Origin of the sequence: Paucisalibacillus globulus, assembly GCF_900184735.1 — a bacterium.
GTDB lineage: Bacteria > Bacillota > Bacilli > Bacillales > Amphibacillaceae > Ornithinibacillus > Ornithinibacillus globulus_B.
In genome coordinates this window covers 367,736-382,854 of the sequence record NZ_LT855386.1, presented here as the reverse complement: position 1 = coordinate 382,854, position 15,119 = coordinate 367,736, and the positions used below count along the sequence as shown (strand labels likewise).

Below are 15,119 nucleotides of genomic sequence, written 5' to 3'. Positions count from 1 at the left end.
GGACATAACTAAAAGTATAAGTTGAGAACCTGAACGAAACACCACATCAGCTCCGGAAATATACGGAGACTCCTACGGGAGGATAGGCATCGGTGAGACCCCGGAAGAGCTTTAGCTCTGAGGAGGCTCACCAGCCGGAGGTACTCTCGAACAGATGTCGCCCCTGTGCTGACAGTAAAAGCGTAGTATATTTCCGGAGCGGGTCTATGCGCTTTTCATGTTCGTTCGGATTTTAATCAACTAAAACTCTTTTGTCCCAGCCTCATTTTTATGGTTCATTCGAATTGAAAAAAGTAAGAAAAGGAGCAATAAAGGTTGCTCCTCAGGATTTTGGATCCCGTGTATCATCTGTATTCTTTCTATTGATATAAATCGTAGGGGATCGATATTCCTTTAGTGCTTTTAAATCTGTATTTGCTGCCTTGATAAAGGACATCGCGAGTAATGCCATAATAAACATAACCGGAAATCCTGCCACGATACTCGCTGTTTGTAATGCTTGTAAATCTCCGTAAAACATGAGTACAAGAGGAAGCAATAATAAGGCAAATGCCCAAAATAAGCGATTCCAACGTAATGCTTCCCCGCCCGGGACGTGTTTTTGAACAACAGCAGCTAATATATAGGAGGCAGAGTCGAACGTTGTGGCTAGAAAAACAATAGCTAATATAGTAAAAACAATCACAATAAAATTTGAGATCGGCAGCTGATGAAGAATTTCGATAATGGTTGCTGGTGCACCGAATTCATTCATAAAGCCGATGACATCAAATGAGCCTGTTAGTTGTAGATAGAGTCCGAAGTTACCCAATATCCCAAAAAACAATACACATCCTAATGTTCCATAAATTAAAGTTCCAAAGATCATTTCACGTATTGTTCTACCTCGTGAGATTCTTGCTACAAATAGTCCAACAAAAGGAGCATACACCGTCCACCAAGCCCAGTAAAAAACAGTCCATGTTTCCGGGAAGTTTGAAGCTGGATAACCGTCTATCTGTGCTAGAGGTTCCAACCAGGTCGCCATATGGAAGAAATTATCTAATAAAATACCTAGACTGGTAAACGTTGTCTCACTAATAAATACTGTTGGACCAAAGACAAAGATAAAAACTAAAATAAATAGTACAAGCCATATATTAAAATCACTTAAAACTTTAATTCCTTTATTCAAACCGGAATATGCACTTATTGCAAAAATAATCGTACATAATAGCATGATTCCCGACTGCAGGCCTAGATTTACTGGTAAACCAGTAATGTCATGTACACCTTCAGCAATCATAGGTGTTCCTAGGGCAAGTGTTGTACCGGCACCACCCAATAGTCCAAAAATAAACAATACATCTATGACTACACCCAGAGGGCCATCTGCAAGGTTACCTATAATTGGCCTTGATGCAGCGCTTATTTTCAGGACGGGACTTTTACGAACAAAATAAAAATAGGCAATTGGTAAAGCAGGGAGTGTGTAGATTGCCCATGCAATCGGCCCCCAATGAAATATGCCATAGGTCGCGGCTAGTTCTATCGCTTCTTTTGTCCCTGGTTCAACATTGAATGGAGGTGCCTGATAATAATAAGCCCATTCAATCATTCCCCAATATAGGATGCTAGATCCAATACCTGCAGAAAATAGCATGGCTGCCCAAGAAAACGATCCGAATTCTCTTTCTGTCCCGCGTTTGCCTAATTTTATCTTCCCGTATTTACTAAATCCGACATAGAGAAGAAATATAAATGCGAATATACCTAGGGATAAATATAAAACTCCAAATTTTCCAGTTAAGAAGTCATTAGCAAAATTAATTGCTTGAGCTCCTGCTTCCGGAAAAAATATTAAAGGTAAAGTCACGGCAAATAACACGACGAGTGCGCCAATAAAGGTTGGCCAATCAATTAGTTTAGTGTTCATGAGAACATTCCTTCCTTGTACACTCTCAAATTTGTAGTCTACTCATAATATGTACAATTTCCTGCTTTCCATGTTACTTAAACCAGTGGTCAAACTATTTCTATATTACAGTTTCATTGCATTAACCTAATGCTCTACTTTTCTTTTTCAACTGGTTCGTGTAAATTGAAAATGAAGAGGGTTTTTGAGGGGGAGACGAGTTGACACGTAAAATTGGAATAGATGCTGGAGGATCACTTGTTAAAATTGCTTATCAGGAAAAAGGAAAACTAGATATTAAAACTTTTTCAAATCTTGAATTAGAAAAAATAGCACAATGGTTAGCAGTATTAGCTCCTGATGCTAAATTAGTATTTACTGGTGGAAAAGCTGGTCAACTAAAGAATCTATTGATAAATGATTCACAAATTGTTGAAGAATTTCACGCGGTTACGAAAGGGACACGCTATTTGCTAGAACAGAAAATAGGCGTAATACATGAAGACTATATTTTGGTTAATATCGGTACAGGGACCTCCATATTCCATGTGAAATTTGATTCTTTTGAACGCATGTTAGGTAGTGGGATTGGTGGAGGAACCTTAATGGGACTTGGCCATTTAATAACCGGTGAAAATGACTTTTCTTCGTATACTGCTAAGGCTGAATTGGGGGATAATCGAAAGAGCGACTTATTAGTTCGAGATATTTATGCACCTGATGAGCCACCAATCTTTGGTGATTTAACAGCTGCAAATTTAGGAAAAGTACATTTAAATGATGCAGCTAATGAGAATGATTATTTAGCAAGTGTGATGCAGTTAATTGGTGAGACCATCATCTTGCTTGCTGGTCAAGCTGCGATGTTGAAGCAGGTTAAACGTATTGTTTTTGTTGGTGGTACATTAGTGAATAATACTGCTTTAAAGAATGTTCTTAGTAGCTTTAAGGATGCGATGTCCTATGAGCCTATTTTTCTAGAAAAGGGATCGCATGCTGGGGCTATTGGAGCATTAATGGAGTAATTGTTTTGTTCTATTCGCTAAACGCTAAATCCCCTCAAAAAAAGTTTGAGGGGATTTAGGCATAATGTCCACCAATTTTCTTGCTACGATCTAGTGTAACTCCAGCATCGGTGAAGCTACTTGCTCGGAGGATAGCAGTTGTTCCATACTTTTCGCGGATGGCATCCATTACATAGCCAATATCCGTTCGTTTGGAGCGGTCCTCGAATAAATTTAATTGTGTTTCAGCTTTATCATATAGGTTATCCAGTGTGACATAGACATGGCGGATATTACTAGAGCCATCATAAAATTCCTCAAAAAGCTGCATACAGATATGGTACATATCCATTGTGACATTAGTAGGAATCGGGATAGATCTAGAGCGAGAGAACCCACCGCCAGTTTCTTTAGAATAAGCAATCCCAAGATGGATCGTCTTACCAGTTTTTTCAGCTGTACGTGCTCTACGACAGACTTCCTCACAAAGATCTAATATACAAACGGCAACTTCATCTCTCGTGTAATCCCTCAAGAGTGCAATACCATGCCCAAATCCTTTTTGCTCATGTTTAACAAAGTCCCCCAATACAGGACTTAAATCAATTCCCCAAGCATGCCAATATAGCTGTTCCCCCATAACACCAAATCTTTTCTTAAGGTGTTCTAAGTCAAATCTTGCGAGCTGCCCAAGAGTGATAATACCCATGCGGTTTAAATTTCGTTTCATACGACTTCCAATTCCCCATATTTTTTCAACGGGGAAAGGCCAGAGTTTTTCTTCTACATCCTCATAGCGACATTCTGCTATTCCAACTTTTTTGGCGTGTAAATCCATTACAACCTTCGCTAAGAATTTATTATCCCCAATACCAATCGAACAGGTAATGCCAAAATTATCGAGGATGTCGCGTTTAATTTGTTTTGCAATTTCTATAGGTTCGCCAAATAGCTTACCAAGTCCATTCAGTGTTACCCAGACTTCATCTACAGAATATTGGTGGATAGCTTCTTTCGGAGCATACTGATTAATAAGTCTGGTGATTTCTACAGAGACTTGGAGATAGTCGGCCATATGTGCCGGGACAATATGGATTTCTGGATCATTTGGTAATTCGAAAAAACGACTGACATTACTTATACCGTATTTCTCTTTTAAAGCTGGTGAAGCTGCTAGAACAATACTTCCAGATCTATTTGGATCACCAACGACTGCAAGCATGGTTCTCATTGGGTCAAGCCCCAATTTAACAGCCTCGACACTAGCATAAAAAGATCGCATATCAATACAAAGAACATCATGTCGTGGGAAAGTAGAATAATCCAATTGTTTCACCACCTAAACGGAACATTTGTTCTTATTATATGTTTTTTAATTTAGATTATCAATGGAAAATTATACAAATAGGCTATAAGAGGACAATCTCTAGATTCTAACTAATTGAGAAATAATAAACCATCTATTATATAATCCCTGAAAGCAATTTTTTTGCATATAGTGTTGTATGGAAAAAATAGGGGAAAGGGGGGAGCGGTCGTTGTATTATTATTATCCAGTATATGTTTACCCGGTATACCCATATCCTAACCAATTTCATCGTCAATTTCCTGATGTAAATACGGGTTATCTGCATCAATCAGCACAAGAAACAAGGAAATTAATGAGGGAAGCGAGTATTGTATTAGACCAATTTGCAGACTCAGAGGAATTTAGTAAAAAAGTCATGGAGTCCGCACAAAAGTCGAATATGAATGAGGTGGAGCGTTTAATAAAATCGCTTGGAATAACGTCGGACGTTCATGTGAATTTTAATCCGGATGGATTAAAATTAGAATTCATTTCAAAGGTTGAAGATACAGAATGCTGCAGACTTACGGTAGCATTACGATGGAGTTAAATGAATACCAACTTAAATGCCAGTCACTGCTAAATTGACTGGCATTTAACCTTATAAGAGGAAATAAATAAGACCGTAGTTTATTTGTCGGGTTTTGTTGTAATTTAGTGGATTATCGTATAAAATTAATATCATAAATGAAATGATTGCTTGAAAGAAGTAAAAAAAGATTGCTATTCAAAATGAATAGTTTTTTTTATGCAATAGATACATATTTGGGGGAGCAGACATGGGGAAAAAGTCTCGAAATAAAAAACTAAACTTTCGCAATTTAAGAATAGGCATGAAGTATGGGCTTACGTTTACATTTGTCGGTTTGTTATTTATTATTTCAGCGATATTAGTATCGGGTTCAATTAACAGCATTGGTAAAGATATTGAAGCGTTGGAGAATAAAAGTGATATCGCAATGGACATTTCAGAAATGGGATCTTTAACACGTAACATGAGTATATACATTGTTTCTTACTATCAAATACAAGATCCTAGTTTAGTAGATACATTTAAAGAAAATCAGGTCCAATATAATAAGTTAGCAAGTAAGGTTAAAGTTAATTTGAAATCAGAAGAGCAAGAAAAAGTATTTCAACAAGTAGCTTCCAACAATCAAGAGCTCTATAGAATGTTTACAAATTACATTGTATCGGCTATACAGAATGGCAATACGGATGTAGCAGAGTCATTTCTAATTCAAACAAATGATCTTAGAGAAGAGTCCATAGAGCTACTGGATCAACTAGTACAATCAGTGGATAAAGAGCGAGAGGATGCAGTCAATAGTGCAATTGAGAATCAACAAGAAACATTTACGACACAACTCATTTTTCTAATTGTTTCCATTATAGTTGGTGTAATATCAATTGTTTTCATTAGCCGTGCAATTTCTCAAAATCTCAAAAAAGTTGTTCAGGTAAGCAATCGAATTGCAGAAGGTGACCTGACGGTAGCGGATATTGATTATGAAGGAAAAGATGAAATCGGACAATTAGCTTCTTCTATGAGTAAAATGACTGCTTATTTAAAACGTATTATGAAACAAGTAGCAACCGCATCAGACACTGTAACCGCACAGAGTGAAGAATTGATGCAGTCTACAGGTGAGGTAAGAGCAAGTGCGGAACAAGTAGCATCAACTATGCAGGAGTTAGCCTCTGGATCAGAAAGACAAGCTGATGGTGCTAGTGATCTGACCCATACTATGCACAGTTTTTATACGAGTGTTCAAGAGGCAAATGATAACGGAGAGAAGATCCACCATTTCTCTGAATCTGTAGTTGGCCTGACTAATCAGGGTAGTAACTTAATGCAAGCATCTGGAGATCAAATGAACCAAATTGATTCAATAGTAAAGGATGCTGTAGCAAAAGTTCGCGGTTTAGATGAGAACTCAAAAGCCATTAGCCAGTTAATCTCAGTAATACGTGACATTGCTGAACAAACCAACCTGCTTGCTCTTAATGCAGCAATTGAAGCAGCACGTGCAGGTGAGCACGGTAAAGGGTTTGCAGTAGTTGCAGGTGAAGTAAGAAGGTTATCGGAACAGGTAGCAACTTCGGTCGCAGACATTACGGAAATCGTGAAAAAGATTCAACAAGAAACTAGTACTGTTACCTCCTCATTAGAAATGGGATATAAAGAAGTGCAGCTGGGAACTAAACAAATAAACGATACACAGGAAACATTTAACGATATTAGCCAAGCAATTAAAGAGATGGTTAACAGTATCAGGGTTGTGAAACAGAATCTGGTAGAGATTGATGGGACAACACAAGAAATGAATACTTCTATAGAAGAAATTGCAGCTATATCAGAAGAGTCAGCAGCTGGAATTGAACAAACATCAGCTTCAATTCAGCAAACAAGCAGTTCAATGGAAGAAATGGCAAGGAGTTCCGAAGATTTAGCAAAGATCGCAGAGGAACTAAACGGACTTGTTCGCCAATTTAAATTTTAGACACAAAAAAGGATGACCCTTTATAAGAGAAGGGTTGTCCTTTTTGACATTTAGAGAATATATATTAGAAATTGATTTGACAGATAAGTTGGATTTATTTTATAGTTAACGTAAGAAAATATGAAAGGGTGTTACCTTAAGCAGATGTTAAATTAATCCTATTTTAAATCGTGAATTGAATAATTGTATTGGAAAATAAGGGGAAAAGCCCTCTTTTTAGCATGCAATTTATACTCAACACGTTGAATAGGATTATAATCTGTACAGGTAGACATTCGAAATGTTTTAAAAGACATTTGTTTATTTGGCATGGTTTAGCTTCCTATTCTTCGTGAGTAGGGGCTTTTTTCTTTGAACAAATGGGGTGAAAACATGCTATTAGAAGCTCAAGATATAATATATGAAGTCAATGGGATGGAAATATTAAAAGCTCAGCACCTACAAATACAGAAAGGTGACTTTATAGGTGTAGTCGGCAAAAATGGAAGTGGAAAAACTTCTTTAATAAATATTCTATCAGGTAAGGAAGAAAATTTTACTGGATCTGTCCAAACTGTAGCTAGTTTGAAGCTACTACCACAATTAAAAGATACTAATACAACAAAAAGTGGTGGGGAAATTACCCAACAGTATATTAATGAAGCAATCGCTAGTAAGGCGGATATTCTATTTGCTGATGAACCAACAACGAATTTAGATAAAGCCCATATAGCAAAAATAGAAAGTCAGTTAAAACGTTGGACTGGTGCTGTAGTGATTGTATCTCACGACCGTGCTTTTTTAGATTCACTTTGTAATAAAATATGGGAAGTGAAAGACGGGCAGGTGACTGCGTATATTGGTAATTATACGTCATATCGCGACCAAAAAGAAATGGAAATAGAAAAGCAACAAAGGGAATATAATCAATATTTATCCATTAAGAGGCAACTAAATCACGCCTTAGAACTGAAAAAGAAAAAGGCTGCAAGAGCAACCAAAAATCCCAAAAAAAAGAGTGATTCTGATGCAAATCTTAAAGGTGGTAAACCATATTTTGCTAAAAAGCAGAAAAAACTTGAAACTGCAGCTAACGCTATAAAAACCCGGTTAGAAAAACTAGAAAAGGTTGAGAAAGTAAAGGAAGATCCTCCATTAGTTATGGATATAGTCAATGAAACGTTACTCGGTAATAAGCCAATAATTCGTGTGGAGGAAATGGAAGGAAAGATAGGAAGTCGATTGCTATGGGAGAAAGCTAAATTATATATTCATGCTGGAGATAAAGTGGCCATTATTGGAAACAATGGAGTTGGAAAGACCACTTTTATCAAAAAACTCATTTCAACGGAGAAAGACATTGAGGTATCACCGGCTGTTAAGATAGGGTACTTCAGTCAGAACTTAGATATCTTAGAGCGAGACAAGACTATCATAGATAATGTCTTGGAAACATCTACTCAAGAGATGTCATTAGTAAGAACAGTATTGGCTCGACTGCATTTTATTCGAGACGATGTATATAAGAAAGTAGAAGTACTTAGTGGCGGAGAAAGGGTCAAAGTCGCTTTTGCTAAGATTTTCTTAAGCAATATTAATACAATTGTTTTGGATGAGCCGACCAATTATTTGGATATTGATGCAGTAGAAGCATTAGAGTCTTTGATTAGGGAATATAAAGGAACCGTTATTTTTGTCTCCCATGATAGAAGATTTATAGAAAATACAGCAACAAAAATTATAACAATAGAGAATCAGAGGATGAAATTAATAGAAGGGGATTATCATGCATACCAAAACTTTCAGCCTAAAGTAATAGATGAAACAGAACAAGAGCTAATGGTTATTGAAGCAAGGCTAACAGAAGTATTAAGTAGATTAAGCTTAAATCCGGATCCAAATTTAGAACAAGAATTTCAAGAACTGTTAGAAAAGAAAAAGAAATATAGTAATTAAGAAGGGTGGTAGTAATTTCTACTACCCTTTTTTTATGGTAAACTGAATCAAAAGGACGGTAAGGGGACGGGGATAAATGGTGAAAAACAAGCCTATATATGTGGAGACCGTGATTCATACAGATATGGACAGGTTGTGGAAAGCAACACAGGAACCAAGCCTCCATCAAAAATGGGATTTAAGGTTTTCGGAAATAAATTACCTGCCCAAACAAGACGGTGAGCCACAGGAGTTTTTATATCGCACCAATATTGGATTTGGTTTATCCGTAGAAGGGTGGGGAAAAAGTGTAGGGAGTTTTCATGCGGATGATGATTCCAGAACATCCTCACTTCATTTTGGTACAGAACAGAAAATATCGATTATAAAAGAGGGTAAAGGGTATTGGAAATACATACCTAATAAAAATAATTCTATCCAATTTCTCACGCAATACAACTATGAACCTAGCTTTGGTCGCATTGGTAGTTTAATTGACCGTTATGTTTTTAGGCCATTAATGGGTTGGGCAACGGCTCTAAGCTTCGATGTTTTAAAGAGATGGATGGAGACAGGAGAAACACCGTCATCGCAATACATACGATTCTTTAGTCATTCCTTGCTTACTGTTTTTTTTATATTTATTTGGATATACCATGGAATGATTCCGAAATTAATAGCCATGCATCCAGAAGAAATCGCAATGGTGACAAATGTAATACCCATGACAACTAATCAAGGGGAGTGGATTACAATAATCGCAGGGGTGATAGAAGTACTCTTCGCGATAATTTGGATGTTCTATCGGAATAAGCGGAGATTATTTTGCATCCAGGCTCTTGTATTTCCATTCTTAATGGTAGGAGCTATTATCTATAATTTTCACTCCCTTTTTCAACCATTTAATCCATTAACCTTTAATTTAGCGTTATTTCTTTTATCGTTAATTGGCTTAGTTATTAGTAAAGATATTCCAACTGCAAGAAATTGTAAAAGAGAACGGTAGGGGTTCCGAAAATGTCTATATATGAAGTCGTACTTGGAGAAGAATTTACTAAACTTCATCCCATGCTTAGACAACGCTACGAATCTATGGGAAAAAGAGAATTTATAGGTTCCGGGATCATGCATACTATAGTAGGTGGTCCAAAATGGCTCTATCCTTTCTTTTGGTATGGTGTGAAATGGAAGTTGCTTTTCCCAGAGCGTGGAAAGAACATCCCTTTTATAATTTGTAATACACCTACTGTTGGGGAAAAAGGAGAAGAGCAAATTCACTGGGAGAGAAAATTCCAGTTTGGAAACAAGGAACGCTATTTTAATGCAATCATGAGTCTTGATCGTAATCAAAAAGTAATTAAAGATTATCTAGGTGATCCAGCAAGGTTTTACTCTGATTTAAGTTTTCATGTAGTTAAGGACGGGAGTCTGTTAATTTCATCTAAAGGACAACGTTTAGTTATTGGAAGGATAGAGATACCATTACCAAGAATATTCCAAGGGATAGCTACTGTTGAAGAAGGTTACTGTGACACAAAACAGGCATATACCATCAGTGTTAATGTCCGTAATCCAATTATTGGAACAGTTTTTTCGTATAAAGGGGTGTTTACTGAAGATGAACTTTCGTAACGTTCTTTATGTAAATATTATTTTTATGATAGTGACTATACTGTTTCAAAGAACGGAATGGTTTATCGCTTTATTAACAGTTTCACAGTTGATCTTTGTTCCATTAGTACTCTATCTATTAACAAAAGAAACTCATGGTAAACTAGAGAGTCTATTACCTTATTATTCATTAATTGCTTCTACTTCGGTATTCTTAATTCCATTTGTTCATGGATTTGTTATTACTTCTCTAGCATTTCTCTATCTATTGTTTACATGTATGGTTGCGTTATTGGGAGTAAAGCGATTTATAAATAGGGGATTTGTTCATTTTGAAGAAATATTAATTGACCTTGGGTTAATATACTTATCGGTTGGTGGAATGTGGTTTTTCGCATACCACTCTAAAATTGACACAGGATTTTCAACTATCATAACATGGCTCACAAGTATACATTTCCATTACTCTGGCTTTTTATTTCTAGTATTCTTTGGCCTTTTGGGAAGATTACTTAAGAAGATAGGAAAATGGTATTTGGTAACTGGATTCATTATTATTCTTTCACCTTGGATGGTTGCGTTAGGGATTACTTTTTCGGTTTTATTAGAAGTATTATCTGTTATCTTATATATTTTTGGTATTTATTCTTGTGTTTTTTTGAGTATAAAAGCTCCAATTACTAATAAGGTACAGCGAGTATTCATCATAATTTCATTTGGTTCATTAGGAATAACTATTTTGTTTTCGTTAGCTTATGCATTTGGTAATTATTCTAGTCTATACTCTATTGGTATCGATCAGATGATTGCTACACATGGTGTGTTAAATACAATATTCTTTGGATTAATTGGTATTACTGGTTGGATGATAGAGATGCCAGCTTCTAAAGAAAGGAAACCTAAGTTTCCTATAAGTAAAATTAGAGGACAAAAGGTAGTCGGAGAAAGGGTATTGCAAGGGAAAATCGGAGCCACTCCGTACAAAGGATTAGTGGGAGAGATGAAACATTACCAATCCATCATTCCTGAGACTATACCAACAATAGTAGATTTCTATGAAAATACGAATTCATATAGACTTTTTGCGAAGGTGAATTGGAGTAAGTGGTTTATTCCTTATGCAGCCATTTATAAACTGTTTAGTAAGTATATGAAACAAATAAATCTACCACTACTAAGAAGAAGAGAGGAAATGACCGGGGCTATTATTCCAATCGACGATACCATCGATGGCAGAAGAAATGTACGAGCGTGGATCCGTAAGATAAAAGGAGAAACTGTATTTGTTGCATTGTATTCGGAGCATTTAACAAATGGAAAAAGATATATGAATATTGCTTTGCCGTTACCAGGTGCTTCGATGATGGGTGTGTTAAATCTGAGCCAAAGTGGTAACAGTCTTTGCCTAACAAGTAAAAGACATTCTTTAGATAATTTGGATTCAGGAATTTATCTGGTAGTAAAAAAATATGTAATGAAATTACCGTTGGAAGAGGAGTTTATAGTAACGGAAAGTACCGATGGAAAATTAATAGCAAAACACAAAATGTGGATATTTTCCTTGCCTTTCTTATCAATAGAGTATGACATTCAGAAGAATGAAACCGAGGATGTTTGAAGGCTACCTTAAAATGTCCTTGAGTAATACGTTTTTGTAGAAGACAAGGAAAAATACACATCTTTAATCTAGAGGGTTATTTTTTTGTTTTTGGCCAAGGGTATGGTTCCTCATTATTTGCTAATTCATATCCTTGGTAAGAAAACAAACTGCTAGCTGAAACGCTTGAGAATATGATAGCAAAAGAAATAAGTGCTAAAATAAAGATTCTTTTCATCTATTTCACCTCCTTTCAAGGATAAAAGTAAATATTACCCAACTTTTTATAGTAAGTTGCTGCTAACTTATATTTTCGATTACTGTAATAATATTTTGCTATGAGCTTAATATACTTTGATTCCTCGTAGTGTAATTGTTTTTCGTTAAAGAAAGGAATTATGTGATCTGTAATTAGTGATTCAAATGATGTATCTAGGCCGTTAATTAAATATTTATAAACTTTAAATTCATAAACATGAATTGATTCAGATGGTTTAAGTCCATTTGAAAGATCTATTCCTAATTCCATCCAAATCCTTGCGTTGTCCATGTCGCCTTTAGAATAGTATTCTTGCATTAAACTCGAAATAGTTGTCAGTTTTTTATGGATTGAACTATTTTTCCTCAACTCATAACTCATAAGATACTGATTAATTGCCTCTTCAGAATCCCCTATGGAAGAAAGTACTTTACCAAAATTTTGATGACATAAATTTAATATATAGTTATTTTCAAGTTTCTTTGCTATTTTAATTGCATAATTATAACTCTCTTTTGCCTTTTCAATATCATTAATTCTTCGGTAAGAAATTCCAAGTAGTATATGACAATTTGCTGACTTTACTAAGTCATAATTAGATTGGTAATATTCTAAAGCACGAATAGAATATAGTAATGATAAATGTGTCTGTCTACTTTTACTTGCTGAACAAGCTATCATATAGAATAAATCAGCAATTTCTTCCGGTTTGTGAAAAATATCAGATTTACAATATTTTTCTGCCTTTTGATAGAAATCTAGGGCTTTTCGATATGCCAGTTTTGAATAATGGTAGTATGCAACAAACTTATAGAAATAGTACTTTTCAGTTTCTGTAAATTTATTAGAGCTTTTATGTAGTGAAACAATAAGGCCATCAGCCTCTGTAAAATTATTTATTAATACATAGTAATACAACTTATGTATTTCAATTAGAGACAACAATTGATTATCGAATACATTTGAGATATTACTTTTGATTTTGTTGTAGAGTATTACTGAATCGTCAACCTCATAATGTAACAAATGCTTAAACCACTGTATTATTGATTGATCTGTAATATCATCCTCTGAGTAATCTGTATTTAATTTAAGCTTTTCACCTAGTAGTTCGATGACTTCGTTTGGGGGCTCAGCTGAACCATTTTCTATCTTGGATAAATAGGATACAGAGATAATTCCATTTGCGAGATCTGCTTGTGTCATATTTGCTCGTAAACGATTAATCTTAATTGCTTGTCCTAAATCTATTCCCATATTTCCCTCACCTCTCTGGGTTTTATTATAAGCAAAAATAAGTTAGAATACTATATAATAATGACAATATTCAACAAAATGGGAAAATAGGTAGTTTATTATATATTTTTGTAGAAAAAGAGGAAAGTTTTCCTGGAAAACCTCGATAATCAGGCTAAAAATATGTACCTAGGTAGGAAGAATCAATAGGGAAAATGAAAAACAAATAAAAAGGAGTAAACTTTATGGATGAAAAATGGAGGAAATTTCATCATTTTATGAAAAGTGAACCTAATCTTCAGGGGGCACTTGCTGGAATAAGTATACGAACAAGAAAAACAGGCGAATTATTATATGAACATTTGGGAGATACTCGACTGCATCCAGCATCAAATATGAAGATTTTCTCTTGTGCTACAGGATTTGCAGTATTAGGGGAAAACTATACCTTCTCAACTGAGTTATGGATTGATGGTGAAATAAAAGACCATATATTAATTGGAAATCTCTATTTAAAAGGCAAAGGAGATCCAACCTTGTTACAACAAGATTTTGAATATCTTGCTCAAGTGATAAAGGAAAAAGGAATTCTAGAGATCCAGGGGGATATAATTGGTGATGATACATGGTATGATGATGTTCGATTGTCACAGGACTTGAATTGGAATGATGAACATTATTATTATGGTGCACAGGTATCTGCTTTAACAGCTTCACCTAATCAAGATTATGATACAGGCACAGTAATGCTTACCATCTCTCCCGGAGATAAACCAGGTGAAAAACCTACCATCTCATTAACACCGTTGACCAATTATATAAACATTATAAATAGGGCAATCACTACAGAATCCCATGTCGAGGAGGGTGAGTCGGAAATAACGGTAATACGACTTCACGGGAATAATGATGTTGTAGTAGAGGGAAGTATTTCACTTAACTCTGAAAGTCTAAAAGAATGGGTGGCGGTTTGGGAACCAACTGACTATGCAATAGAGTTATTCCAGAACGCTTTAAAGAAGTTAGGGATTAGTACCAGTGGCACAGCAATTAGAGGAGTTACACCTAAACAAGCCAGTCTTCTATATGTACGTGATTCGATATCTTTAGCAGATTTAAGTGTCCCTTTTATGAAGTTGAGCAATAACGGTCATGGGGAAATGATTGTTAAAGAATTAGGTAAGGTTGTAAAGGGAGAAGGAAGTTGGGATTGTGGATTAAACGTAATGGAAGAGACGCTAAATACATTAGGAGTAGATACTAGTAAGCTACTAATCCGTGATGGCTCTGGCATTTCACATGTTACACTAATTCAACCAAATGAAATCTCGAAATTTCTTTTCCGTATTCAAGAAGAGCCTTGGTTTAATAGCTTCTATCGTTCTCTTCCTGTTGCTGGTAATGAGGACCGGATGATAGGAGGTACGTTGAATGACCGAATGTATGGGTTAGAGGTACATGCGAAAACTGGAACGATTATGGGGGTTAGTACTTTGTCGGGATATTTAAAGACAAAGGAAGGGGAAGAGCTCATTTTCTCCATTATGTTGAATAATCTCCTAGATGAAGAAGATGGACCAGATATTATCGACAAGTTAGTTGAGTACATTATCTCTGAAAAAAGCAAAACAATCGTTTCGTGATTGTTTTGCTTTTAATTCTTTTTATCATACAGGTATTAAGCTTCACTATATTTTAAACAACTCGATATTCCTTATAAAAAGTAAAAATATGTAGTATAATAGATTCACT

Annotated in this window: 12 protein-coding genes; 8 read left to right on the top strand and 4 right to left on the bottom strand. The window is 35.6% G+C overall.

The features are described 5' to 3' along the window. Window positions 1–322: 322 nt before the first annotated feature. Window positions 323–1,915 carry a BCCT family transporter gene (locus BN999_RS03995; RefSeq protein ID WP_096270094.1) on the bottom strand — a complete coding sequence of 531 codons (1,593 nt, stop codon included), beginning with the start codon at window positions 1,913–1,915 and terminating at the stop codon, window positions 323–325. 200 nt (window positions 1,916–2,115) lie between these two features. Between BN999_RS03995 and coaW the strand changes: the two genes are divergently transcribed. Next, the gene (coaW, locus tag BN999_RS03990; RefSeq protein ID WP_096270093.1) at window positions 2,116–2,919 is read left to right on the top strand and encodes a type II pantothenate kinase; all 804 of its coding nucleotides are present in this window, start codon (window positions 2,116–2,118) and stop codon (window positions 2,917–2,919) included. Between the two features lie 55 nt (window positions 2,920–2,974). Here coaW and BN999_RS03985 read toward each other — a convergent pair whose 3' ends face one another. Next, window positions 2,975–4,225 carry a DNA polymerase IV gene (locus BN999_RS03985; protein ID WP_096270092.1) on the bottom strand — a complete coding sequence of 417 codons (1,251 nt, stop codon included), beginning with the start codon at window positions 4,223–4,225 and terminating at the stop codon, window positions 2,975–2,977. Between the two features lie 211 nt (window positions 4,226–4,436). On the opposite strand from BN999_RS03985, the gene BN999_RS03980 reads away from it, so the two are divergent. The 6 genes from BN999_RS03980 to BN999_RS03955 all read left to right on the top strand — a co-directional run bounded on the left by BN999_RS03980 (window position 4,437) and on the right by BN999_RS03955 (window position 11,893). Further along, a complete protein-coding gene (locus tag BN999_RS03980) occupies window positions 4,437–4,796 on the top strand; it encodes a hypothetical protein (protein ID WP_096270091.1) in 360 nt (119 codons plus the stop codon). A gap of 229 nt (window positions 4,797–5,025) precedes the next feature. Continuing rightward, window positions 5,026–6,750, top strand: a complete 1,725-nt coding sequence (locus tag BN999_RS03975; protein WP_096270090.1) for a methyl-accepting chemotaxis protein — start codon at window positions 5,026–5,028, stop codon at window positions 6,748–6,750. 372 nt (window positions 6,751–7,122) lie between these two features. After that, entirely contained in the window at window positions 7,123–8,685 is a 1,563-nt protein-coding gene (gene abc-f, locus BN999_RS03970; RefSeq protein WP_096270390.1) for a ribosomal protection-like ABC-F family protein, read from the top strand. 76 nt (window positions 8,686–8,761) lie between these two features. Continuing rightward, window positions 8,762–9,670 carry a DoxX-like family protein gene (locus BN999_RS03965; RefSeq protein WP_255247394.1) on the top strand — a complete coding sequence of 303 codons (909 nt, stop codon included), beginning with the start codon at window positions 8,762–8,764 and terminating at the stop codon, window positions 9,668–9,670. 11 nt (window positions 9,671–9,681) lie between these two features. Beyond that, a complete protein-coding gene (locus BN999_RS03960) occupies window positions 9,682–10,296 on the top strand; it encodes a DUF4166 domain-containing protein (RefSeq protein WP_096270089.1) in 615 nt (204 codons plus the stop codon). After that, window positions 10,283–11,893, top strand: coding sequence for a YndJ family protein (locus BN999_RS03955; protein WP_176481864.1), 1,611 nt, complete (start codon window positions 10,283–10,285; stop codon window positions 11,891–11,893). The genes BN999_RS03960 and BN999_RS03955 overlap by 14 nt, the downstream gene beginning before the upstream one ends. 76 nt (window positions 11,894–11,969) lie before the next feature. Here the strand turns inward: BN999_RS03955 and BN999_RS20485 are convergent, their stop codons facing one another. Beyond that, window positions 11,970–12,110: a hypothetical protein gene (locus BN999_RS20485; RefSeq protein ID WP_176481863.1), complete on the bottom strand. Its 141-nt coding sequence runs from the start codon at window positions 12,108–12,110 to the stop codon at window positions 11,970–11,972. Window positions 12,111–12,125: 15 nt separating this feature from the next. Beyond that, window positions 12,126–13,388: a helix-turn-helix domain-containing protein gene (locus BN999_RS03950; RefSeq protein ID WP_096270087.1), complete on the bottom strand. Its 1,263-nt coding sequence runs from the start codon at window positions 13,386–13,388 to the stop codon at window positions 12,126–12,128. A gap of 224 nt (window positions 13,389–13,612) precedes the next feature. Here BN999_RS03950 and dacB point away from each other — a divergent pair, with 224 nt between their 5' ends. Further along, the gene (gene dacB / locus BN999_RS03945; RefSeq protein ID WP_176481862.1) at window positions 13,613–15,010 is read left to right on the top strand and encodes a D-alanyl-D-alanine carboxypeptidase/D-alanyl-D-alanine endopeptidase; all 1,398 of its coding nucleotides are present in this window, start codon (window positions 13,613–13,615) and stop codon (window positions 15,008–15,010) included. Window positions 15,011–15,119: the final 109 nt, after the last annotated feature.

Excerpts from the sequence above, each read along its gene's own strand:
- BN999_RS03995 (WP_096270094.1), bottom strand. The coding sequence starts at position 1,915 with ATGAACACTAAACTAATTGATTGGCCAACCTTTATTGGCGCACTCGTC.
- BN999_RS03975 (WP_096270090.1), top strand. The coding sequence starts at position 5,026 with ATGGGGAAAAAGTCTCGAAATAAAAAACTAAACTTTCGCAATTTAAGA.
- abc-f (WP_096270390.1), top strand. The coding sequence starts at position 7,123 with ATGCTATTAGAAGCTCAAGATATAATATATGAAGTCAATGGGATGGAA.
- BN999_RS03965 (WP_255247394.1), top strand. The coding sequence starts at position 8,762 with ATGGTGAAAAACAAGCCTATATATGTGGAGACCGTGATTCATACAGAT.
- BN999_RS03960 (WP_096270089.1), top strand. The coding sequence starts at position 9,682 with ATGTCTATATATGAAGTCGTACTTGGAGAAGAATTTACTAAACTTCAT.
- BN999_RS03955 (WP_176481864.1), top strand. The coding sequence starts at position 10,283 with ATGAACTTTCGTAACGTTCTTTATGTAAATATTATTTTTATGATAGTG.
- BN999_RS20485 (WP_176481863.1), bottom strand. The coding sequence starts at position 12,110 with ATGAAAAGAATCTTTATTTTAGCACTTATTTCTTTTGCTATCATATTC.
- BN999_RS03950 (WP_096270087.1), bottom strand. The coding sequence starts at position 13,388 with ATGGGAATAGATTTAGGACAAGCAATTAAGATTAATCGTTTACGAGCA.
- dacB (WP_176481862.1), top strand. The coding sequence starts at position 13,613 with ATGGATGAAAAATGGAGGAAATTTCATCATTTTATGAAAAGTGAACCT.